Below are 17453 nucleotides of genomic sequence, written 5' to 3'. Positions count from 1 at the left end.
TGGACTTCGGGCGGGGGCGAGGGCGGGGCCGGGGGGGGGGGCGGGGGCTCTACTGCCGGGTCAGGACCACCAGTTCCGCGTCGTGCTCGGCGCTCCAGGCGAACGGCAGCCCGTAGTGGAGCAGATGGGCGCCGCTGTAGGTGGTCGCCGACGCGGCGTCCCGGTAGCGGGCGGCCGGGTCGACGCCGCGCAGCCGGAGCCGGGCCGGACGTCCCGGGACGAGCGGGGCGCCGTCCAGGCGGCCGGTGCCGAGCGCGGCGACGACGGTGCGTCCGTCGGGTCCGTCGTACTGCACCCCGCAGGTGGCGTCCAGCGGGCTGCCCAGGAGCCGGGCCTCGCCGAGGTGGACGACATCGCGCACCTCCTTGTAGCGGGCGATCCAGCGGGCGGCCTCGGCGCGCCGCCCGGCGTCCCAGCGGCGCAGGTCGGCGCCGATGCCCAGGACTCCGCACATGGCGGTGACGAAGCGGAAGGCGAGGCTGCGCGGACGGGGGTCGAAGACGCCGGGGGCGTCGGTGACCCAGGAGCTCATCACATGCGGGGCGTGGGCGTGCAGGAAGCCGTACTGGACGGCCAGCCGGTCGAGCGGCGCGGTGTTGTCGCTGGGCCAGACGACGTCGGTGCGGGCGATCGTCGCGTGGTCGACGCGTGCGCCGCCGCCCGCGCACCCCTCGACGGTGACCCGGGGGTGGGCGGTGCGCAGCCGGTCCAGGACGCGCAGATAGCCCGCGACGTGCTGGGCGTCCAGGTCGAGGTGGTCGGCGGGACCGGCGCCGGGGCGGCCGCGCTCGGTCGGCGGCCGGTTCATGTCCCACTTGAGGTAGCTGATGTCATGGCCGGTCAGCAGCCGGTCCAGGGTGGCGATGACGAAGTCCTGGACATCGGTCCGGCCCAGGTCGAGCAGGAGCTGGTGGCGCACCAGCCGGGCCGGACGGCCGTCGATCCGGTACACCCAGTCCGGGTGCTCGGCGTACAGCGCGCTGCCGGGGCTGACGGCCTCCGGCTCGATCCACAGGCCGAAGTCGAGGCCCAGGGCACGGACGTCCGCCACGAACCGGCCGAAGCCCTGCGGGAACGCCACCGGGTCGGGGTACCAGTCGCCCAGGCCGCCGGTGTCGTCGGCGCGGCCGGTGAACCATCCGTCGTCGACCACGAACAGCTCGGCCCCGATGTCCGCCGCCGCCTTCGCCAGCTCCAGCTGCCCCGCCGCGTCGACGTCGAACGCGGTGGCCTCCCAGGAGTTGTAGAGGACCTTGCGGGGGCGGTGCAGCCGCTCGCCGGTCAGCCGGCGCTCGTAGCGGTGCCAGACGCGGGACAGCCCGTCAAGGCCCTCGGCGCTGAAGGCGCAGGCGAGCCGTGGCGTGGTGAGGGTGTCGCCGGGCGTCAGGCGCACCCGGCCCTCGTGCGGTACGCGGCCCGCGCGTATCCGCACCGCGCCGCCGGGTTCGGCCTCCGCGGTGAGGTGCCAGTTGCCGGGCCACTCCAGGGCCAGGCCATAGGCGGGGGCGTCGCCCGGGCCCGCCGCGTCCTGGACCGCGAGCCAGGGCGCGTAGGCGTGTCCGGGCACGCCCTGGCGGCTGCCCATGGTGAACGTGCCCCTGGACAGGGTGAGTTGGGTGCGCTGGAACTCCTGCGACCACTGACCGGCCAGATACGTCAGCCGGGCTCCCGCGGTGACGGGGACGTTCACGGCGGCCGAGTCGAAACGCTCCAGCCACAGCTCCCCGTCGCCCGTGCGGCTGAGCTCGGTCCACCGGTGGATGACATCGGTGCCCGGCACCGTGGCGTAGCAGAGGACCGTGCGCAGGCCGAGCACCTCGTCGGTGAAGGCGAGCCGCAGGCTCCCCGCCTCCTCCGTGGCCCCCTCGAAGTCCCACCACACGCCGCGGTCCGTGCCCGGTCGTGCGGCCACCAGCTCGGCGCCGGTGAACGGCCGCAGCCCGTACGGCAGGTACTCGGCGGGCGCCGCGTCGGCGGGGGTGATGAAGTGGGTGCGGTGCGACCAGTCCAGCGCGGACGGGCCGGTCTCGACGCCGAGCGGGCCCCAGGCGTCGAGCTCGGCCCAGGGGCCGTCCGGGGACAGCCGCACCGTGTAGCTGGTCCGGTCGGTGCGCAGCGTCCAGCGCTGGTTCGGCGTCACTTCACCGCTCCGAGGTTGAGACCGGCCACGAAGTGGCGCTGGAACCGGAGGAAGACGGCCACGGTGGGTGCCGCGGCGATGACGGACCCGGCGGCGATCACGTTCCACATCGACACGAACTGGCCCTGGAGTCCGATGAGGGCGGCGGTGATGGGCATCTTGGTGTCGCTGCGCAGCACGGTGATGGCCCACAGCAGATCGTTGAAGATCCAGGTGAAGGACAGGGCGCTGAGCGCGGCGAGCGCCGGGCGGCTGAGCGGCAGGATGATCCGCCAGAAGATCTGCCAGGGACCGGCGCCGTCGACGACGGCGGCCTGCTGGATCTCGACCGGAATCGCCCGCATGAAGCCGTACAGGACGAAGACGTAGAAGCCGACGCCGAAGCCGATCTGCACGCCGATGAGGGCGGGCAGGGTGTCGTAGACGCCCATCAGCTCGCTCAGCTTGGACACCGGGATGAGCAGGATCTGCGGCGGAAGCAGGTTGCCGCCGAGCATCAGCAGCAGCAGGGAGCGGCGGAAGGGCACCTCGTAGCGGCTGAGGGCGAACGCGGCCATGGCGGCCAGGGCCAGGGTCACCAGTACGCACGGGACGGTCACGATCAGGCTGTTGATCAGGGCGCGCTGCTGGCCGCCGTCGCTCCACGCCTTTGGGAAGTTGCCGAGGGTGAAGGAGCGGGGCCAGCTGCCAAGACCGTGGGCGGAGATGTCGTCGAAGGTGCGCAGGCTCGTCACCACGACCAGGGCGATGGGCAGCAGCCACAGCACGGCGAGCGCCCCGGCCCCGAGGTGGAAGCCGGCGGTGGCCGCGCGGCGCCGGCGCAGGGCCGCGGAGCTGCGAAGTGCCGTCATCAGTCGGCCTCCCGGAAGGCGCGGACGAGGTAGGAGGCGATGACGCCGAAGGCCAGCACGAAGATCACGACGGCCAGGGCGGAGCCGTAGCCGAGGCGCAGGGACTGGAAGGCGGTGGAGTACATGTAGGTGCTCAGCAGTTCGGACGAGTGGTAGGGGCCGCCCCGGGTCAGGGACCATACGACGTCGAAGGAGCGCAGCGAGTCGATGATGATCACGGACAGGACGACGGCGTTGACGCTGCGCAGCTGGGGCAGCGTCACATGCCGGAAGCGCTGCCACCGTCCGGCGCCGTCCACCTTGGCCGCCTCGTACAGCGCCGGGTCGATGCCCTTGAGCCCGGCCAGGTACAGCACCATCACATAGCCGACCTGCCGCCACAGCGCGGGCACGATGACCGCGTAGAGGGCGGTGTCCTGGTCGGCGAGCCAGGCGTGGCGCAGGCTGTCCAGGCCGACCGACTCCAGGAGCCGGTTGAGGACGCCGTCGGGCTGGTAGATGGCCTGCCAGACGAGGGCGGTGGCCACCAGGGAGAACACGACGGGCAGGAACAGGGCGGCGCGGTAGAAGCCCACGCCCCGGCGCTCCTGCTGGAGGAGCAGCGCGGCGCCGAGGCCGAGGAGCGCGGACAGGCCGCCGAACACCACCAGCCACAGCACGGTGTCGACGGCCGCGGTGCGGAAGACCTCGTCGTGGGCCATCTCGGCGAAGTTGCCCAGGCCGACGAACTCGGGCGCCGACACCCCGTCCCACTTGTTCAGGGCGAGGTAGAAGCCCTGGAACGCGGGCCAGAACACCCACAGGGACTCGGCGAGCAGCGGGACGAGGAGGAAGGCGAGCACCAGCGGCGGCGTGCGCCGGGCCCCCCGGGCCCACCTGCCGCGGGGCGGGGACGGGGCCGGGGAGGTGCGCTCGGACGCGGTGAGGACGGCCACGTCACGCCTTCCAGATCTTCTCGGCGTCGCGCTGCCAGTCGGTGAGGATCGAGCCGATGCTCTTCGGCTTGGCGAGGAACTTGGTCAGCGCGGTGTCCGCGGTGGGCTGGAGCGCGTCGCTCGAGTCGCGGTTGAAGAACTGGGTTATCTCGGCCGCCTCCTCGACGTGCTTGCGGCCCTTCTTCACGAGCGCGGTCCCGGCGTCCTCGGCGTCGGGGTGGCAGGGCAGGACGGTGCCCGACGAGCCCTTGATGTAGATCTCCTGTGCCTCGGCGGTGGCGAGGTAGCGCAGCAGGTCGAAGACCCCGTCGCGGCGTCCGGTGCGGGCGCTGGCGAAGTAGCCGTCCGTGGGCGCCTCCTCGGCGAGCGGGACCTTGGGGTCGATGACCGGGAAGCGGAAGAAGTCGATGTCGTCCAGGGCGCCCTTGGGCGCGGCGTCGGCGAAGAAGGTGCCGATGAGCATCATGCCGGTCCGCCCGGCGAGCAGGGCGGTCGTGGCGTCCTGGAAGGCGAGGGCGGTGCCGTCGGGGTCGAAGTAGGGGAGCGCCTCCTGCCAGCGGTCGAAGACCTTGCGCACCTCGGGGTCGTCGAAGCGCTGCTTTCCGGCCAGGAGCCGGCGGTGGTAGTCGGCGCCGTTGATGCGGATGTTGAGGTAGTCGAACCAGGCGGAGGCCACCCACGGGGTGTTGCTGCCGGCGCCGAGGCCGATCGGCGTCACGCCCTTGGCCTTCAGCTTGTCGCACAGGTCGAGGAAGTCGTCCCAGCTCTTGGGCTCGCGCACACCCCACTTGGCGAAGTGGGACTTCCGGTAGAACATGCCCCACCAGTAGTAGGTGCTGGGCACGAAGACCTTCCTTCCGGCGGCCGAGGTGCACTGGGTGGTCAGCGCCTTGGAGTAGCGCTTGAGGTCGGGCGAGGAGGTCCACACCTCGCCGAGGTCGAGCAGCAGGTTCTTGCGCGCGTACGCGTCCGCCACCGAGCCCGGGTACCAGGTGTACACATCGGGCGGGTTGGCGGAGGTCAGATAGGTGGGCAGCTGGGTGCGGAAGGTCTCGGCGGCGACGGTGTTGAGGGTGGCGCGCCCGGAGCCCTCCTTGCCGTAGGCGGCGACGAGGTCCTCCATCGCCGCCTTCGCCTGCGGCGCGGACAGGTTGGACTGGAAGGTCACCGCTCCGCCCCCGGAGGAGCTCTTGCCGGAGGAGCCGGAGGTGACACAGCCGCTGAGCAGCGCCGTGGTCCCGGCGGCGCCGAGGCCCGCGAGGAACAGCCGTCGGCTGGGGTGTGCGTATCTCATGAAGTGCTCCTTGTGGATCCACTCGGCGGGCCCCGGCCCCGCTGACGGGCCCGGGGCGCGCTCGCGGCGGATCCAGGTTCGCGTGGCGCTCGCACCACGTCAATATTAATTCCTAATTTATTTGAACTGGGTTCGGTGTACGGAGCCGTCGACCCCGCGGTACACGGCGTCGACCGCGCCGTCCGGACCCGCGACCGCCCCGAGCGCACCGTCGAACGCGGCGCTGGGGAACTCCTGCCGCTCGGTCCACCCCTGCCAGCCGCCGTGTCCGTACCGCCGCTGCCAGAGCGTGTAGTCACCCGCCCGCGCGTACAGCACCACCGCGTCGCCCACGGCGACCAGCGTCGGGCTGCCGCTCACCGTCCCGCCGAGCGAACTCCACTCCGACCACGGCCCGGAGGCGTCGCGCGACCGCGTCCACACCTCGTCCGCCGAGGTCCGGACGGCCACATGGATCCGCCCCCGCGCGTCCACGACCGCCGACGGCCTGCCGTACGTCGGCCGGTCGCCCGGCGCGCCGAGCGACGACCAGCCGGTCGACGGCCCCCGTAGCGTGATCCGCCCGTCGGCGCCGCGCGCGGTCAGCGTCCAGTGCGTCCCGTCGGTGAACGCCACCGAGGGTGCGTCGGTCAGCCTCCCGCCGAGGTCCTGCCAGCCGCCCCAGCGCCCGTGCGCGAAGACCCGCCGGTACGCCCGGGAGCCGGCGCCCCGTACGAAGACGTCGATCCGCCCGCCCGCCGAGGCGTGGGCGGCGGGCTGGCCGAGGATCCGCCCGTGTGCCGGGCCGCCGAGATCCTTCGTCCGCGGCCCGCCGTCGCCGCCGTCGTCCGTGTGCTGGACGAGGGTGCCGCCCGGTCCGCGGAAGAAGGTGGTCAGCGTGTCGCCGTCGCGTACGACGGCCGGGCTCGCCGAGGTCTGCCGGTCCAGGTCCGCGCCGGGGAGGGCGTCCTCGCCGGTGAGCGTGAGGAACGCGGTGCCGTGCGCCGGCACCTCGACCGTGTACGAACCGGTGTGCGTCCCGCGGCCGGTGCGTGCGCGCAGGTCGCGGACCGTGACCGGGCCGCCCAGCGCCACGTCGGAGAAGGCCACCGTGCGCTCGGCGGGCCGGTCCGAGCGGTTGAGCAGGACGACGGCGCGCCGTCCGGGGCCCGAGAGGGGCTTGCTGTAGACGTCGCCGACGGAGTCGGTGGCCACCCGCACGCCCTGGACGGCCAGCGGGTCCTGGTCGACGGCGACGATCTCCGGGTTGCGCAGCGTCCGGAGCATCGAATCGGACAGGGTGCGGGGGTCGGAGCCGATGACGAGCGGGGAGCCCATCTCGGCCCACATCACCAACTGCGTGGTGGACTCCTCCTCCGTCAGTTCCAGCGAGCCGTCGGCCATGCGGCGCATGGGGATGAGGTAGTCGGGGTCGTTGTAGTGACCGGGCCCCTGCGCCTCGGGGTGCCAGGCGTTGGCGTCCATGTTGCGCAGCACATTGGGCCACTGGCCGGGGCTCGGGGTGCCCCAGGCGATATCGGTGCCGGTGCGCCAGGAGTCCGCGGTCGTCGGGCCGTAGACGAAGGCGTTGTGCGCGTCCTGCTCGGGCGTGTGCGGCAGCCCCCAGTCGTCGGTGAGCGGATTGCACAGGTTCAGCAGCATCCGGCGTCCGGACTTCGCGACCGCGTCGCCGAACTCCTTGAAGGCCGGGCCCGGATCGAGCTTCTCGCCGATGCCGCACAGGAAGTCGACCTTGATCGCGTCGATCTTCCAGTCCGCGAACTGTCGCGCGTCCTCGGTGTAGTGGCCACGGCTGCCGAGGCCGCAGCTCTTGCCGCCGTCGTAGGTGCCGGCGTCGGTGTAGATACCGGCCCGCAGACCGCGCTGGTGCAGATAGGAGACGAGGGCCGGGATACCGGAGGGGAAGCGGTCCGGATGAGCCGCCAGCCGCCCCCGCGCGTCACGCGGGTCGTCGGCCTGCCAGCCGCCGTCCAGCCACACGATGTCGTAACCGCTGTCGCGCAGCCCGCTGCTGACGAGCCGGTCGGCGACCGAGCGCACCTCCTTCTCGGTGGGCGCTCCCAGTCCGTAGTAGGTGTTCCAGCCCATGTAGGGCGTCGGGGCGAGCCCGCTGTCGTAGTAGTCGGGCGCCCCCTGGTCCACGGCGGGTGCGCCTTGGGCCACGGCGGGTGCGCCCTGGTCCACGGCGGGCGCGGCCGTGGCCGTGGGGCCCGCGGCCGTCGCCAGGACCACGGCGGTCGCGGTCGCGACGGCGCCGCGGGTGAGCGTGCGGTGGCGGGGTCTCCGCGCGGGCGGGGGTGAAGTCACGTGCCTCTCCTGAGGGTTGGGAAGCAGGAAGGAGACATGACGCGGCCGCCCTCGGACAGGGCGTCGTCGGCGTCACGGCGAAGACTGTGGCCCGCGGCCGAAACCCTGTCAAGAATTATTCCTAATTTATTTAAACAGCCCCCCGTCGCTCCGAGGCCGGGCGGGACATGCCGCACGACACCGGGGCGGAACCGATCCGGAGGTGATCGTCGTCGAGCGGCTTGGCGTGGCTCATGGGATGGACCGGCTGGCGGCGGTGGCCGCCAGCCTCAGCGACCGCCCCTGAGCTCAGGTGTTCGGTCGAGATCTCCTTCGACGCGGGGTAGGCGAAGGCCGGAAACTGCGTCAGCGGGGTGCCCGGCGATACGAGTGCGGCGATCGACCCCACCGTGCTGCTCACATTCACGATGCGTCCGGCCTGCGCCTTCCGCACGAGCGGCAAGAATTCCTGCGTGACGCGCAGAGCCCCGTAGATGTGCACCGCGGCGGCCCTGACGCTTTCTGCGTCGGTCACGTCGAGGCTGACAAAACGAACGTCTCCGTCCTGGGCGAGTTCCTTTGCCGCGGCTTCACCGCGCCCTTGATGGCGGCACCCCAGCGAGACCGTGAAGCCCTGCTGCGCGAGTTGACGTGCGGTCTCGAATCCGATGCGCCTTATTGGCGCCTGTGACAAGCGCCGTTTGCGCTGTGAACGGCGCCGTGCGTATCGGACCCGAGGACGAGGAAGACACATACCTGTGCGGTGGGCACTTCTCGTTCGACGACCTGAACGCCTCAATCCTGATCGATGTTCTGCCGCCGCTCGTGCACGTCCATGCCGCGGATCCCCGAGGCAGGCTGCTCGCGCACCTGAGTGAACTGATGGTCGCCGAAACCGAGATCACCGCCGTCGGCGGCTCCCTGATCCTGGACCATCTCGCACAGATCCTGTTCGTCCATATGCTGCGCGCCCACGCCGACCAAGCCGGCCGGCCCACTGGCTGGCCGGGGGCACTCAACGACGACGGCATCGGTGCCGCACTTCGCGCCATGCACGCGGACGTGGCACACCATTGGACACTCAAAGAGCTCGCCGGTATCAGCTGCATGTCGCGCTCGGTATTCGCCGCGTCCTTCAAGAAGCAGGTCGGAACCGCACCACTGACCTACTTGATCGAATGGCGAATGAGCCTTGCCCACGATGCCCTGCGCCGCGGCACTCAATCGATTTCCGAGTAGGCGGGGACGGCCGCACCCGGTTGCCGCCCGCCGGGGCCAACAGCATCCCGCGCGCCGGTGGCGCACCGGGCCGGTGCTGTCCCGACGCGCGATCTGCTGCCGCTGGTCAGATGTCGCGGAAGGTCTCGATCTGGGCGCCGATCGAGTTCAGCCGCTCCGCGAGATCCTCGTAGCCGCGGTTGATGACGTACACGTTGCGCAGTACGGAGGTGCCCGGCGCGGCCATCATCGCCAGCAGCACGACCACGGCGGGGCGCAGGGCGGGCGGGCACATCATCTCGGCGGAGCGCCAGCGGGTGGGGCCCTCGACCAGGACGCGGTGCGGGTCGAGGAGTTTGACGTGGGCACCGAGGCGGTTGAGCTCGGTGAGGTAGATCGCGCGGTTGTCGTAGACCCAGTCGTGGATCAGCGTCGAGCCCTGGGCGACGGCCGCGATCGCCGCGAAGAAGGGCACGTTGTCGATGTTGACGCCGGGGAACGGCATCGGGTGGATCTTGTCGATGGGGGCCTGCAGCTTGGACGGGCGGACGGTCAGATCGACCAGCCGGGTGCGGCCGTTGTCCGCCGCGTACTCCCGGCCGCGCTCGTGGTCCAGCCCCATCTCCTCCAGGACGGCCAGCTCGATCTCCAGGAACTCCACCGGCACCCGGCGGATCGTCAGCTCCGACTCGGTGATGACGGCGGCGGCCAGCAGGCTCATCGCCTCGACCGGGTCCTCGGAGGGGGAGTAGTCGACATCGCGGTCGATGCGGGCCACGCCGTGGACGGTCAGCGTCGTGGTGCCCACGCCCTCGACCTTGACGCCCAACTCCTCCAGGAAGAAGCAGAGATCCTGGACCATGTAGTTGGACGAGGCGTTGCGGATCACCGTGACGCCGTCGTGCCGGGCGGCCGCCAGCAGCGCGTTCTCGGTGACGGTGTCGCCGCGTTCGGTCAGCACGATGGCGCGGGTGGGGGCGACCGAGCGGTCGACGTGGGAGTGGTACATCCCGTCGGTGGCGGTCACTTCGAGGCCGAAGTGGCGCAGGGCGGTCATATGCGGCTGCACGGTGCGGGTGCCGAGGTCGCAACCGCCCGCGTAGGGAATCCGGAAGCGGTCCATCCGGTGCAGCAGCGGGCCGAGGAACATGATGACGCTGCGCGTCCGGCGCGCGGCCTCGGTGTCCATGGACTCGAGATCCAGCTCGGCCGGCGGCACGATCTCCAGATCGGCGCCGTCGTTGATCCAGCGGGTGCGGACGCCGATGCTGCCCAGGACCTCGAGGATGCGGTAGACCTCCTCGATCCTGGCGACCCTCCGCAGTGTCGTACGGCCCGCGTTGAGGAGCGTGGCGCACAGCAGCGCCACACACGCGTTCTTGCTCGTCTTGACGTCGATGGCCCCGGACAGCCGGCGGCCGCCGACCACCCGGAGGTGCATCGGGCCCGCATAGCCGAGGGAGACGATCTCGCTGTCCAGGGCCTCGCCGATCCTGGCGATCATCTCAAGACTGATGTTCTGGTTTCCCCGCTCAATGCGGTTGACCGCGCTCTGGCTTGTGCCGAGGGCCTCCGCGAGCTGGGACTGGGTCCAGCCCCGGTGTTGACGGGCGTCACGGATGAGCTTGCCGATACGTGAGAGGTAGTCGTCAGTCATGGAGAGGAGGCTATCTCACATATGAGATGCGCACGCGACGTGAGGAGCGGAAGGAGTAACGGCTCTCCGCTCGGGAATTGTTCTATTAGTATGCGAACAACTGGAGAAACGCACGGTGAAGTGAGGGGGTCCATATGCGTCCTGTCCGACGGCGCGCGCTGGTCGTCGCACTGCCCTTCGTGCTGGCGTGGGCCGTGGTCGTGGCGACTTTCGCCGGGCTGTGCGACCGGCTGCCCGACCCGCTCGCCACGCATTTCGGCCCGGACGGGAAGGCCAACGGATTCACCGGTACGGGTGCGTTCCTCTCGGTGGTCACCGCCGTCCTCCTCGGCTCCGGCCTCCTCACCCTCGTACCCACCCTCCGCCTGACCAAGGGCCTCAGCGCCCAGCGGTTCGCGGTCACCCTCGGCTACGGCATGTCCGGCCTGCTGGGCTACGCCTTCACCGCCCTGCTCTTCGCCAACGCCGACGCCGCCCGCGCCTCCCGGGTCTCCCAGCCCCTGTGGCAACTGGGCATCGCCCTCGCCGTCGCGGCCGTCATGGGCGCGCTGGGCTGGCTGCTCGCGAGCCGGGACGCGGCGTCCGGGACCGGCCCCGGGAAGGGGGCCGCCGTGCCCCGGCTGCCGCTGGCCAAGGGCGAGGTGGCCACCTGGACGCGCACCGTCGGATCGCCCGTGCTGATCGCCGTGGGGGCGGGGGCCACGCTGCCGGGCGCCGTGCTGATCGCCGTGGGCTCGGGGACGGGGGCGTGGCTGATCGTCATCGGGCTGGTCTCCGCGGCACTGGCCCGCTGCCGGGTGACCGTCGACCGCCGTGGCCTCGCCGTCGCCTCATGGTTCGCGCCGCGGCCCCGGATGCGGATACCGCTGGACCGGATCGAGCGGGCCACCAGCCGCGAGGCCACCGCGCTGAGCCTCGGCGGCTGGGGCTACCGGATCCGTGGCGGCGGCAGCGCGCTGGTGTTCCGCTCCGGCGACGCGCTGTTCCTGACGCTCGCCAAGGGCCGGGAGTTCGCGGTGACGGTGGACGACGCCGCCACCGCAGCCGCGCTGCTCAACACCCTGATCGAGCGCGACCTGAACGAGCGCGACCGCCCCGCGGCGGGGGAGCGCGGCTGAGATGCTCTTCCGCGTCGACCCCGGCTCCGCGGTCCCGCTGGCCGACCAGATCGCCGCCTCCGTACGCGGCGCGATCGCCGACGGCACCGTACGCCCCGGCGAACGCCTCCCCGCCGCCCGGGCGCTCGGCGAATCCCTCGGCGTCAACGTCCACACGGTTCTGCGCGGCTACCAACGGCTCCGCGAGGAGGGCCTGATCGAACTGCGCCGGGGCCGCGGCGCGGTCGTCACCGGCGACCAGCCCACGGCCCGCGCCCGGCTCCTGGAGGGCGTCCAGGGCCTGGTGGACCAGGCCCGCGCCCTGGGCCTCTCCGACGAGGAGGTCCTGACCCTGGTCAGAACCCGCCTCGCGGGCGGCTGAGGCCCATCGGAATTCAGAACTCGGAGGTGTCCAGCTCGAGGTCGAACGGCTCCGGGAGCGGGAGCGGGGTGCCGAAGGGGTGGGGGCCGTCCACCTTGGTGTAGCCGAGGTTGCCGGGAGCCGAGTAGAGCGTGCACGTGCGCTCCTGCCGGTCGACCAGCAGATACAGCGGGGCGCCGTACTCCGCGTAGCGGCGCCGCTTGACGACACGGTCGGTGTCTCCGTTCGAGTCGGAGGTCACCTCGACGATCAGGAGGGTCTGGTCGGGGAGCAGGGCTCCGGCGTCTTTGGCGAGCTCCCGGGGGACGATGGCGAGGTCCGGCACAAACCAGTTGGGGGTGCCGGGGAGGTCCAGGTCGCCTGATCCCGCCATGCAGCCCAGGGCGTTCACCTTGGGCGCGATGCGCTCCCGGACCTTCGCGATCGTGCTCTCGTGGTCCCAAGCAGGCGACAGCGGTTCTATGAACCCCTCGATGACCTGTACGCGGTCGAAGCCCCGGATGCGCTGGACCGCGTACTTGAGGGCGGTCTCGGGATCGTCGGCCGGGTACGAGGGTGGTCGTGTGCTCATCGGTCCTCCACCGGGTGTCGGTACGCGAGGTCTATCGCGGCCGATACGCGGCGTGCGCGGATCCGGCCCCGGGATCACCCGTACCGGTGGCGGTCCCCAGTCATCACCGCCGCCAGCGTCCGGGCCGGGCCGTCGACCGCGGGGCCGTGGAGGAGTTCGGTGCGGTGGAGGAGGCGGGGGGCGATCAAGGGGGCGGTGACGATGCCGGGGGTGCCCTTGGTGGCGGGGTGGGGGAGGAGGGCCAGGCCGTGGCCGGCGGCGGTGAGGGTGAGGAGGCCGCGGACGTCGGTGCCCTCGTACGTCAGCGAGGCGCGGAAGCCGTCGGTCCGGCTGACCGCGCGCAGCTGCTCGAGCGGCATGGCGGCGTCCGGGGCGTCCAGCCAGTGGGCGTCGGCGAGGTCGGCCAGCCGCAGGCCGAGGCGGCGGGTCAGGGGGTGGCCGGTGGGCAGGGCGACCACCAGTGGGGCCTCCGCGACCGTGACCGCGGTGAGCGCGCCCACCTCGGGCAGCGGCAGGGCGTCGGCGGGGGTGGCCGGGCCGTCGATCAGCCCCAGGTCCAGGGTTCCGGACGCCACCGCGGCCGGGATCTCCCGGCGGCCGAGGATCCGCAGGGAGGCTTTGGTGGCCGGATGCGCCTGGCGCACCCGGTCCAGGGCCGTGGCGATTCTCGGGGTCATCGCCAGTGGCGAGGCCCCCACGACCAGCCGGGCGGCGCCCGACCCCGACAGCCGCTCGACGTCGGCCCGTGCCGCGTCCAGACGGAGCAGCAGCGGACCGGCGTGTTCCAGCAGCCGGGCGCCCGCGCTGGTGAGCATGACCGGCCGCCGGGTCAGCAGCGACGTCCGCAGATCCGCTTCCAGGGACGCGATGTGCTCGGAGACCGCCGCGGGGGTGAAGCCCAGCTCGTGGGCGGCGTCGGAGAAGGATCCGCAGCGGGCCACGGAGATGAACGTGCGGAGCAGATGCGGGTCCATGCCAGCAGTATCGCGGTGGCGGAGGTGGCTCAGTCGGCGATCACCCTTACCAGTGAAGACGAGTGAATGCGGGTGAACACCGATGTCCGGACCGCACTCGCGCCCGGGCAGCGCATGACCGCGCGGGGGCGATGTACTAGAGTTATCTCGACATCGAGATATCTGCTGGAAGGCGCATCGCCGCCCCGTGCCGGTAAGGCTTACCTAACTTAGCCATACCTTAGCGGATCGGCGCGGGCATGTGACGGCAGCATTGCGGTGGTACGCGCGAAATCATGCATGAAGGAGACTGTCGTGTCGGCGAACAGCTTCGACGCCCGCAGCACCCTGCAGGTGGGCGACGAATCGTACGAGATCTTCAGGCTGGACAAGGTCGAGGGGTCGGCCCGGCTCCCTTACAGCCTCAAGGTGCTGCTGGAGAACCTGCTCCGTACCGAGGACGGCGCGAACATCACCGCCGACCACATCCGCGCGCTGGGCGGCTGGGACTCGCAGGCCCAGCCCAGCCAGGAGATCCAGTTCACGCCGGCCCGCGTGATCATGCAGGACTTCACGGGTGTGCCCTGCGTGGTCGACCTCGCCACCATGCGTGAGGCCGTCAAGGAGCTCGGCGGCGACCCGGCGAAGATCAACCCGCTGGCCCCGGCCGAGCTGGTCATCGACCACTCCGTGATCGCCGACCGCTTCGGCACCCCGGAGGCCTTCACCCAGAACGTGGAGCTGGAGTACGGCCGCAACAAGGAGCGCTACCAGTTCCTGCGCTGGGGCCAGACCGCCTTCGACGAGTTCAAGGTCGTCCCGCCCGGCACCGGCATCGTCCACCAGGTCAACATCGAGCACCTGGCCCGCACCGTCATGGTCCGGGGCGGCCAGGCGTACCCGGACACCCTGGTCGGCACCGACTCCCACACCACCATGGTCAACGGCCTCGGTGTGCTCGGCTGGGGCGTCGGCGGCATCGAGGCCGAGGCCGCGATGCTGGGCCAGCCGGTCTCCATGCTGATCCCGCGCGTCGTCGGCTTCAAGCTGACGGGTGAGCTGAAGCCCGGCACCACCGCCACCGACCTCGTGCTGACCATCACCGAGATGCTGCGCAAGCACGGTGTCGTCGGCAAGTTCGTCGAGTTCTATGGCGAGGGTGTGGCGGCCACGAGCCTCGCCAACCGCGCCACCATCGGCAACATGTCGCCGGAGTTCGGCTCCACCGCCGCGATCTTCCCGATCGACGACGAGACCCTGAACTACCTGCGGCTCACCGGCCGCTCCGAGCAGCAGGTCGCGCTCGTCGAGGCGTACGCCAAGGAGCAGGGCCTCTGGCTGGACCCGGCCGCCGAGCCGGACTTCTCCGAGAAGCTGGAGCTCGACCTGGCGACGGTCGTCCCGTCGATCGCCGGCCCCAAGCGCCCGCAGGACCGCATCGTGCTCGCCGAGGCGGCGCAGCAGTTCGCCCAGGACGTCCGCAACTACGTCCCCGACGCGGAGGAGGACGAGGCGGGCAAGGAGTCCTTCCCGGCCTCCGACGCCCCGGCCGTCTCCAACGGCGTGCCGACTAAGCCGACCCTGGTCACCGCCCCCGACGGTTCGACGTACGAGATCGACCACGGCGCCGTCACCGTCGCCGCGATCACCTCCTGCACCAACACCTCGAACCCCTACGTCATGGTCGCCGCCGCGCTGGTGGCCAAGAAGGCGGTCGAGAAGGGCCTGACCCGCAAGCCGTGGGTCAAGACCACCCTGGCCCCGGGCTCGAAGGTCGTCACCGACTACTTCGACAAGGCGGGCCTGACCCCCTACCTCGACAAGGTCGGCTTCAACCTCGTCGGCTACGGCTGCACCACCTGCATCGGCAACTCCGGCCCGCTGCCGGACGAGGTCTCCAAGGCCGTCAACGAGGCAGACCTGGCCGTCACCTCGGTGCTCTCCGGCAACCGGAACTTCGAGGGCCGGATCAACCCCGACGTCAAGATGAACTACCTGGCGTCCCCGCCGCTGGTCGTCGCGTACGCCATCGCCGGTTCGATGAAGGTGAACATCACCACGGACGCGCTGGGCACCGACCAGGAGGGCAAGCCGGTCTTCCTCGCGGACATCTGGCCGACCGAGGCCGAGGTCAACGAGGTCGTGGCCAACGCCATCGGCGAGGACATGTTCAACAAGTCCTACCAGGACGTCTTCGCCGGTGACGCCCAGTGGCAGGCGCTGCCGATCCCGACCGGCAACACCTTCGAGTGGGACGCCGAGTCCACCTATGTGCGCAAGCCCCCGTACTTCGAGGGCATGACCATGGAGACGAGCCCGGTCGAGGACGTCACCGGCGCCCGCGTGCTCGCCAAGCTGGGCGACTCGGTCACCACCGACCACATCTCCCCGGCCGGTGCGATCAAGGCCGACACCCCGGCCGGTAAGTACCTCACCGAGCACGGTGTCGAGCGGCGTGACTTCAACTCCTACGGCTCCCGCCGGGGCAACCACGAGGTCATGATCCGCGGCACCTTCGCCAACATCCGGCTGCGCAACCAGATCGCGCCCGGCACCGAGGGCGGCTTCACCCGCGACTTCACGCAGGCGGACGGCCCGGTCTCCTTCATCTACGACGCCTCGCAGAACTACCAGGCGGCCGGCGTCCCGCTGGTCATCCTGGCGGGCAAGGAGTACGGCTCCGGCTCGTCCCGCGACTGGGCCGCCAAGGGCACCGCGCTGCTCGGCGTCAAGGCCGTCATCGCCGAGTCGTACGAGCGCATCCACCGCTCGAACCTCATCGGCATGGGCGTCCTGCCGCTCCAGTTCCCCGAGGGCGCCTCGGCGCAGTCGCTGGGCCTGACCGGCGAGGAGACCTTCGACATCACCGGCGTCACCGCGCTCAACGAGGGCGGCATCCCGGAGGCGGTCAAGGTCAGGGCCGCCCGCGGCGGAGCCGCTGACGGGCCGACTGTGGAGTTCGACGCCAAGGTGCGCATCGACACCCCCGGCGAGGCGGACTACTACCGCAACGGCGGCATCATGCAGTACGTGCTGCGCTCGCTGATCCGCAAGTAAGCGCGGCTCAGCGGCTCACGGCGGCGACGACGGGCCGCACCCCCGCCCGGGGGTGCGGCCCGTCCGCGTACCAGGTGACGCCGCGGTCAGAGGAACGTCCCCGAAGGGATGTACGGCATCGGCGGCGGCATCCCCCGCAGACACACATAGCCGCCGGTGGACAGCTCGAGCCCGGCCTCGATCCCCACGTCCACCGCCCACTGCTGCTCGGCCGTCAGCCCCGCGACCCTGGCGTCGGTGCCCTCCGGGAGGCACAGCAGCGCGGCGGTCAGCAGCCGCTTCGCCAGCCGCCGCGAGGTCGCGGCCAGCATCTCGACCTTGCCGTCCTCGCCGACGTAGCAGTAGCCGCTGCCCGCGAGGTCGTCCACCACCAGCAACCGCCGCTGGGTGAGGCGCAGTTCGTGGTCGGGGCCGTGCGCGCCGCCCCGGGTGCGGCGGTCCACCGAGTCCAGCAGGTCCCGGTGGCGGGCCACCCCCTCGTGCACCGCGCCGTCCGGCGGGGACAGCCGCTCCTTGGTCTCCGGTCCGACCGTGCCGCGCAGCCGCATCGCCGGATGCAGCGCGAACCCGGCGCGCCGGTAGGTGCCGGCCGCGCGCGCGTCCTCCGATCCGCAGATGATGCCGCGCAGACATCCCCGTCCGTACAGCAGCGCCGCGGCCAGCAACTCCCGGCCCACGCCCTGCCGCTGGGCCCGCGGCAGCACCGCGAACATCGACAGCCCCCAGGTGCCCTCGCGCCGGGCCGACAGCGTCACGCCGAGCGGCATCCCGGTCTCGTCCAGGGCGAGCCAGCAGCCGCCCGGGTCGGTGCGGGCGAGATGGCGGTTCCGCTCATGGACCTCGGCCACGTACCCCGGCGGCCAGCCGTCCTTGCCCGCGAGGGCGGCGGAGTCCCCGAAGGCGGCGGCCACCACCTCCCATGCCGCCTCGGCGTCCTCGTCGGTGTCACGTAGCTGGCGGAGGATCATGCGCCCATGATGGCGCGTCCGATGAGCGATTGTCGGTACGCGGT

At 71.5% G+C, this 17453-nt stretch carries 14 protein-coding genes; 4 read left to right on the top strand and 10 right to left on the bottom strand.

Going from position 1 to position 17453, the window contains the following annotated elements:
* Positions 1-49 precede the first annotated feature (49 nt).
* From LIV37_RS14630 to LIV37_RS14605, 6 genes are all read right to left on the bottom strand, one after another.
* Positions 50-2140, bottom strand: coding sequence for an alpha-galactosidase (locus LIV37_RS14630; RefSeq protein ID WP_020867904.1), 2091 nt, complete (start codon positions 2138-2140; stop codon positions 50-52).
* Positions 2137-2991, bottom strand: coding sequence for a carbohydrate ABC transporter permease (locus LIV37_RS14625; protein WP_020867903.1), 855 nt, complete (start codon positions 2989-2991; stop codon positions 2137-2139). The genes LIV37_RS14630 and LIV37_RS14625 overlap by 4 nt, the downstream gene beginning before the upstream one ends.
* A complete protein-coding gene (locus LIV37_RS14620) occupies positions 2991-3926 on the bottom strand; it encodes a carbohydrate ABC transporter permease (protein WP_020867902.1) in 936 nt (311 codons plus the stop codon). The genes LIV37_RS14625 and LIV37_RS14620 overlap by 1 nt, the downstream gene beginning before the upstream one ends.
* A 1-nt stretch (position 3927) precedes the next feature.
* Complete coding sequence (locus tag LIV37_RS14615; protein WP_020867901.1) at positions 3928-5220, bottom strand: ABC transporter substrate-binding protein; 1293 nt, start codon at positions 5218-5220, stop codon at positions 3928-3930.
* Between the two features lie 117 nt (positions 5221-5337).
* Positions 5338-7527 carry a DUF8189 domain-containing protein gene (locus LIV37_RS14610; RefSeq protein WP_020867900.1) on the bottom strand — a complete coding sequence of 730 codons (2190 nt, stop codon included), beginning with the start codon at positions 7525-7527 and terminating at the stop codon, positions 5338-5340.
* Positions 7528-7657: 130 nt separating this feature from the next.
* Positions 7658-8200 carry an SDR family NAD(P)-dependent oxidoreductase gene (locus tag LIV37_RS14605; protein ID WP_202979639.1) on the bottom strand — a complete coding sequence of 181 codons (543 nt, stop codon included), beginning with the start codon at positions 8198-8200 and terminating at the stop codon, positions 7658-7660.
* A gap of 14 nt (positions 8201-8214) precedes the next feature.
* Between LIV37_RS14605 and LIV37_RS14600 the strand changes: the two genes are divergently transcribed.
* Positions 8215-8745 carry an AraC family transcriptional regulator gene (locus LIV37_RS14600; protein ID WP_020867898.1) on the top strand — a complete coding sequence of 177 codons (531 nt, stop codon included), beginning with the start codon at positions 8215-8217 and terminating at the stop codon, positions 8743-8745.
* Positions 8746-8851: 106 nt separating this feature from the next.
* Here LIV37_RS14600 and LIV37_RS14595 read toward each other — a convergent pair whose 3' ends face one another.
* Positions 8852-10381, bottom strand: a complete 1530-nt coding sequence (locus LIV37_RS14595; RefSeq protein ID WP_020867897.1) for a helix-turn-helix domain-containing protein — start codon at positions 10379-10381, stop codon at positions 8852-8854.
* A gap of 134 nt (positions 10382-10515) precedes the next feature.
* On the opposite strand from LIV37_RS14595, the gene LIV37_RS14590 reads away from it, so the two are divergent.
* Positions 10516-11499: a hypothetical protein gene (locus tag LIV37_RS14590; RefSeq protein WP_020867896.1), complete on the top strand. Its 984-nt coding sequence runs from the start codon at positions 10516-10518 to the stop codon at positions 11497-11499.
* Position 11500: 1 nt separating this feature from the next.
* A complete protein-coding gene (locus LIV37_RS14585) occupies positions 11501-11860 on the top strand; it encodes a GntR family transcriptional regulator (protein WP_020867895.1) in 360 nt (119 codons plus the stop codon).
* A 13-nt stretch (positions 11861-11873) separates the two neighbouring features.
* Here LIV37_RS14585 and LIV37_RS14580 read toward each other — a convergent pair whose 3' ends face one another.
* Positions 11874-12431 (bottom strand): Uma2 family endonuclease, encoded by a 558-nt coding sequence (locus LIV37_RS14580; protein WP_020867894.1) that lies wholly within the window; start codon positions 12429-12431, stop codon positions 11874-11876.
* 74 nt (positions 12432-12505) lie between these two features.
* On the bottom strand, positions 12506-13405 hold the full coding sequence (locus LIV37_RS14575) for a LysR family transcriptional regulator (RefSeq protein ID WP_020867893.1): 900 nt from the start codon (positions 13403-13405) through the stop codon (positions 12506-12508).
* 294 nt (positions 13406-13699) lie between these two features.
* Here LIV37_RS14575 and acnA point away from each other — a divergent pair, with 294 nt between their 5' ends.
* On the top strand, positions 13700-16441 hold the full coding sequence (acnA, locus tag LIV37_RS14570; protein ID WP_020867891.1) for an aconitate hydratase AcnA: 2742 nt from the start codon (positions 13700-13702) through the stop codon (positions 16439-16441).
* A gap of 86 nt (positions 16442-16527) precedes the next feature.
* On the opposite strand, the gene LIV37_RS14565 is transcribed toward acnA, so the two are convergent.
* On the bottom strand, positions 16528-17409 hold the full coding sequence (locus tag LIV37_RS14565) for a GNAT family N-acetyltransferase (RefSeq protein WP_020867890.1): 882 nt from the start codon (positions 17407-17409) through the stop codon (positions 16528-16530).
* Positions 17410-17453: the final 44 nt, after the last annotated feature.

Origin of the sequence: Streptomyces rapamycinicus NRRL 5491, assembly GCF_024298965.1 — a bacterium.
In the GTDB taxonomy this organism is placed as follows: Bacteria; Actinomycetota; Actinomycetes; order Streptomycetales; family Streptomycetaceae; genus Streptomyces; species Streptomyces rapamycinicus.
The sequence above is the reverse complement of the archived record's forward strand: the minus strand, read 5'-3'. Positions and strand labels throughout refer to the sequence as shown.